Below are 5,178 nucleotides of genomic sequence, written 5' to 3' on the forward strand. Positions count from 1 at the left end.
GGCCGGCACGGGACGGCGAAGGGCCGGTCGGGTGGCACCGTACCCGGGTACCGGGGTGGCGCGGGGGAACACGGGTGCGCAGGGGTACCCTCACGGAACCGCGGATCATCCACCGGGCCGCACGCGGCGCCCCGGTGCCCCGGGGCGTCCGGGCCCGTCCCGGCACGGTGGGGACCGCGGCCCGGACCGCACGGCTCATCCGATCCGCACGGACCACCGGAATACACGCGAACGATGTGAATCGGAACGTATCGGACCACGGGGAGTCGGCGCATCGTGCCCATCGAGTTGCCCAGGCGGGCGCTGTTCGGCAGCGCCGGGGCGATTGTCCTGGGAATCACCCTTCCCGGCTGTTCGGCCGGCGAGTCGGACGTCCCGGCCGCGCCGCACCCGACCGGCCGGGCCGAGAGCGGCCTCACCGCCACCGTCACCCGGCAGAGCGCCGGGCTCGTCGAGCGGTACAACGCGACCCTGACGTCCCACCCCTCCCTGGCCGGCCTGCTGGGCCCGCTGCGCACCGCCGCCGCGGCCGACCTGAACGGCCCCGGCGTGCCCACCGAGCCCGGGAGCGGCGGATCGGACGGCGACGTGCCCGCGGAGCCGGACGCCGCGCTGGCGGCCCTGGCGACCGAGGAGCGGCGGGTCTCCGAGGCCCGACTGCGCGCTCTCGACACGGCCCCGCCGGAGGCGGCGCGACTGCTCGCTTCGCTCTCCGCCGCCGGAGCCGCCCGGACGTACCTGCTCACCGGAGCCCGCGGGTGATCGCCCCTCCCCGGCGCGGGGAGCACCCCGACCGGGCACGGCGGATGGGCGGTGGGGGGACGGACAGAAGGACGAGAGGGACGAGAGGGACGAGAGGGACGCCGGAGGGCGCCCGACCGACAGGCGCCCGAACCGTAGGGGGAGAGACGGCATGGCACGGCGGATGGGGACGGACGACATGGATCCGAACGCGGAACTGAGCGCCACCCGGGCGGCCCTCGCCGCCGAGCACGCGGCCGTCTACGGCTACGGCGTGGCCGGTGCGGCGGCCGGGGACGGCGGGGCGGGCCCCGAGCTGCGGCAGGCGTGGAGCGGCCATCGCTCGCGCCGGGACGCCCTGGTCCGGCGCATCCGCGACCTGGGCGGCGAGCCCCCGGCCGCCGCGGCCGGATACGCCCTGCCCTTCGAGGTGACCGACGACGCCTCCGCGCTGGCGCTGGCGGCCGAGTTGGAGACCCGGGTGGCGGCCGTCTACGCGGACCTGGTGCGGTCCTCCGGGGGCGACGCGCGGCGGGAGGCCGCGGTCGCCCTGCGCGAGGCCGCCGTGCTGGCGGCGCGGTGGCACGGCCGGGCGGTCGCCTTTCCCGGCGTCGCCGAACACGCGGCACCGGGTGACCCGGCCGGCCGGACCGCCGGCGGGAACGGCACCGACCACACTGCACGGCCCCACCCACCGGCGGGTGTCACCGCGGTACCGGGGGCCGCTTCCGGGCAGGACTGACCCCATGCCCCTCCCCGTGTTCCCACACGACCCGCCGGCCGGCCGGCCGGAGCCGCCCGCCCACCTGGTCCACTCGCCCCGGCTCGCCGTCCGACGCCGCGCCGCCGGGTTCCCCGCGCTGGTGGAGGCCCTGGCCGAGCGGTGGGAGCTGATCCCGGAACGGGTGGTCGTCCCCGGCGGCCGGACCTCCATGGTGGTGCTGGTGCGCACCGCCGGGGGCGCCCCGGCGGCGCTGAAGCTGTGCGGGCGGCCGGAGCGGGCCGGGACCGAGCACGCCGCGCTGCGGACCTGGGACGGGCGGGGCGCCGTGCGCTCGTGGCGCTGCGACCCGGAGGCGGGCGCGCTGCTGATGGAGCGGCTTCACCCGGCGGTGACCCTGCGCTCGCTCCCGGAGGCCAAGGCGGTTCTGGAGACCGTGTCGGTGGGCCGCCGACTGTGGGTGGAGCCGGAGCCGGGACATCCCTTCCCGGACGTGGCGGAGCGCTCGGCGGCCGGTGCCCGGTTCCTGCGCCGGATGGTCCCCCCGGACCCCTCCGGGACCGGGGACCCCGGGTGTCCGGGAGACCCGGGGGACGGCCGGTTCGCCGTGCCGGACGCGCCGGGCACCGACCCCGGCGCGCTCCTCCCCGACCCGGGGACGCTGCGGCCGATGGTGCGCGAGGCGCTGGATCTGCGGGCCGAACTCCTCGCCACCGCACCCGCGGAGCGCCTGCTGCTGCACGGGCGGTTGTGCCAGGGCTCGGTGCTGGCCGCCGACCCGGATCGGGCCCCGTGGCTGGCCGTGGGGCCCGAACCGGTGGTCGGGGAGCGTGCCTGGGAACTGGCACGGGTGGCGCGGGACCGGCCGGAGGACCTGGTGGCGACCTCCGCCGGCCCGGTGCGCGTGCGGCGGGCCATGGATCGGCTGGCCGAGTCGGTCGAGGTGGACCGGGAACGACTGCGGGGCTGGACGCTGTTCCGCGCCGTGGAGGCCGGGGTGCTGCGCCTGGTGTCGGGGGACCGCCTCGGGGGCGAGGCCCTGCTGGAGTTCGCCTCCCGGCTGTGAGCGTTTCCCGCGGACGTCCCGCGTCCCACGGGACGGGGGTGCCGGACCGGCCCGGATGGGCACGGCCCGGCACCCCCGGGGCCGGATCAGGCGTCGGTGTCGTCCGCTCCCCCGTCCCGCACGGCGGCGATCAACAGCGACAGCGCCTCCTCGATCGGGTGCTCCGCGCGCTCCCCGGTGCGGCGGTCCTTCAGCTCGACCCGGCCCTCGGCCGCGCCGCGCCCCACCACCAGGATCGTGGGCACACCGATCAGCTCGGCGTCGGTGAACTTCACGCCCGGCGAGACACCCGCCCGGTCGTCCACCAGGACCCGCACCCCGGCTGCGCCGAGACGATCGGCGAGTTCCAGGGCCAGCTCGGTCTGCGTCGCCTTGCCGGCGGCGACCACGTGCACGTCGGCCGGTGCGATCTCGCGGGGCCAGCACAGGCCCTGCTCGTCGGCGGTCTGCTCGGCCAGGGCGGCCACGGCGCGGGAGACCCCGATGCCGTAGGAGCCCATGGTCACCCGGGCGGGCTTGCCGTCGGGGCCGAGCACGTCCAGCTTCAGGGCGTCGGCGTACTTGCGGCCCAGCTGGAAGATGTGGCCGATCTCGATGGCGCGGTCCAGCGCCAGCTCCCCGCCGCACCGCGGGCAGGGGTCACCGGCCCGGACCACGACCACGTCCAGGTACTCGTCGACCGTGAAGTCCCGGCCGCAGACCACGTTGCGGGCGTGGGCGCCCTCCTTGTTGGCCCCGGTGATCCAGGAGGTGCCGGGGGCCACCCGGGGGTCGGCGAGGTAGCGGAACGACTTGCCCGCCATTCCCTGCGGGCCGACGTAACCGCGCACCAGCTCCGGGTGGGCGGCGAAGTCCTCGGCCGTGACCAGTTCGACCCGGGCGGGGGCCAGGTGCTCGGTGAGCTTGCCGAGGTCCACCTCGCGGTCGCCGGGGACGCCGACCGCGGTGATCTCGCCGTCGACGGTGATCAGCAGGTTCTTCAGGGTGGCGGAGGCGGGCACGCCCAGGTGCTCGGCGAGCGTCTCGATGGTGGGGGTGTCGGGGGTGTCCAACTCCTCGACGGCGGGGATCGCCGCGACCGTCCCCGGGTCGACCGGGGGAACGGTGGTGGTGACCGCCTCGGTGTTGGCGGCCCAGCCGCAGGCGGTGCACTGGGCGAAGGTGTCCTCGCCGGCCGCCGCGGGGGCCAGGAACTCCTCGGAGGCGGACCCGCCCATGGCGCCCGAGATGGCGGAGACCACCCGGAAGTCCAGCCCCAGCCGCTCGAAGATCCGCAGGTAGGCGGCGCGGTGCAGGTCGTAGGAGGCGGCCAGACCCTCGTCGGTGAGGTCGAAGGAGTAGGAGTCCTTCATCAGGAACTCGCGACCGCGCAGGATGCCGGAGCGGGGACGGGCCTCGTCCCGGTACTTGGTCTGGATCTGATAGAGGATCACGGGAAGGTCCTTGTAGCTGGTGCACTGGTCGCGCACCAGCAGGGTGAAGATCTCCTCGTGGGTGGGGCCGAGCAGGAAGTCGGCGCCCTTGCGGTCGGTCAGGCGGAAGAGCTGGTCGCCGTAGTCGTCCCAGCGGCCGGTGGCCTCGTAGGGCTCCTTGGGCAGCAGCGCGGGCAGCAGGACCTCCTGGGCGCCGATGGCGTCCATCTCCTCGCGGACCACGCGGGTGACGTTCTCCAGGACCCGGCGGCCCAGCGGGAGCCAGCTCCACACTCCGGCGGCGGTGCGGCGGACGTAGCCGGCGCGGACCAGCAGGTTGTGGCTGATGGTCTCTGCGTCGGCCGGCGCGTCCCGCAGGGTCTTGAGCATCAGACGGGACATGCGCTGGACGGGGGCGGGCATGGGAGCACTCCTGCGATGGGCGGTGAGGACTGCGGCCCGTGGACCGGGCCGGCACAGGAGCCTATCCGGCCGGGGCGCCGGGTGCGTGCGCCGTCTCCGTTCCGGAGCCGTCCCGGGGCCCTGTCGTACCCGCCCCGGCGCCGTCGCGGGGCCGTGGCCGGCCCTCGGGAGGGCGGCGCTCAGCGGGCCAACGGCAGGTGGGCGCCCATCACCGCGTAGGGACGCGGGGCGGAGGGGAAGGCGACCCGGCGGGCCAGGTCGCGGTACCCGAGTTTGCGGTACAGGGCGCGGGCGGGGGTGTCCGCGTCGATGGCGGACAGCAGGGACCGCGGGCGACCGCAGTGATCGGTGAGGGCCGTGATCAACGCCCGTCCGATGCCCAGCCCCTGGTACTCGGGGAGCACGTGCAACTCGGTGATGGTGAAGGAGTCGTCGAGCCAGTCGTCGACGCCGTTGGCGCGCAGGTGCGGCTCGACCACCGACGCCCACCACTGGGTGCGGTCGCAGGGCAGGCCGTAGACGAAGCCGACGAGGGTGTTGTCGGGCAGGGTGGCGCCCAGCGCCCGCGAGCCGGGGGTGGCCACGTGGCGCAGCACGATGTGGTGTCGAACCCGGGTCTCGTCCTCGGAGAGCCCGAAGGCCCGCGCCTGTACGGCGAGCGCCTCGTCCACCCGGACGGTCAGGTCGAGCGGACCGATGACGGCTTCGTCCATGCCGCGAGATTAACCCCCGGTGGGGCGGAAGTCCCCGCCGGGTGCCGTCCGAGGGGAACCGGCGGGGGATGTGCGTCGACGGGGGCCGGTGAGGACCGGGGG

5 protein-coding genes are annotated in these 5,178 nt (G+C 76.0%); 3 read left to right on the forward strand and 2 right to left on the reverse strand.

All coding sequences use genetic code 11. The features are described from left to right. The first annotated feature begins 276 nt into the window (after positions 1 to 276). From FOE67_RS15855 to FOE67_RS15865, 3 genes are all read left to right on the forward strand, one after another. Positions 277 to 762 (forward strand): hypothetical protein, encoded by a 486-nt coding sequence (locus FOE67_RS15855; RefSeq protein WP_182664789.1) that lies wholly within the window; start codon positions 277 to 279, stop codon positions 760 to 762. Positions 763 to 913: 151 nt separating this feature from the next. Then, on the forward strand, positions 914 to 1,483 hold the full coding sequence (locus tag FOE67_RS15860; RefSeq protein WP_438874233.1) for a DUF4439 domain-containing protein: 570 nt from the start codon (positions 914 to 916) through the stop codon (positions 1,481 to 1,483). A 4-nt stretch (positions 1,484 to 1,487) separates the two neighbouring features. Continuing rightward, entirely contained in the window at positions 1,488 to 2,528 is a 1,041-nt protein-coding gene (locus tag FOE67_RS15865; protein ID WP_182664791.1) for an aminoglycoside phosphotransferase family protein, read from the forward strand. A gap of 86 nt (positions 2,529 to 2,614) precedes the next feature. Here FOE67_RS15865 and FOE67_RS15870 read toward each other — a convergent pair whose 3' ends face one another. Together FOE67_RS15870 and FOE67_RS15875 are read right to left on the reverse strand one after the other, a co-directional pair. Next, positions 2,615 to 4,363 (reverse strand): proline--tRNA ligase, encoded by a 1,749-nt coding sequence (locus FOE67_RS15870; RefSeq protein WP_182664793.1) that lies wholly within the window; start codon positions 4,361 to 4,363, stop codon positions 2,615 to 2,617. 179 nt (positions 4,364 to 4,542) lie between these two features. Continuing rightward, complete coding sequence (locus tag FOE67_RS15875; RefSeq protein WP_182664795.1) at positions 4,543 to 5,076, reverse strand: GNAT family N-acetyltransferase; 534 nt, start codon at positions 5,074 to 5,076, stop codon at positions 4,543 to 4,545. Positions 5,077 to 5,178 lie beyond the last annotated feature (102 nt).

Source organism: Streptomyces calidiresistens (assembly GCF_014141525.1).
GTDB lineage: Bacteria > Actinomycetota > Actinomycetes > Streptomycetales > Streptomycetaceae > Streptomyces > Streptomyces calidiresistens.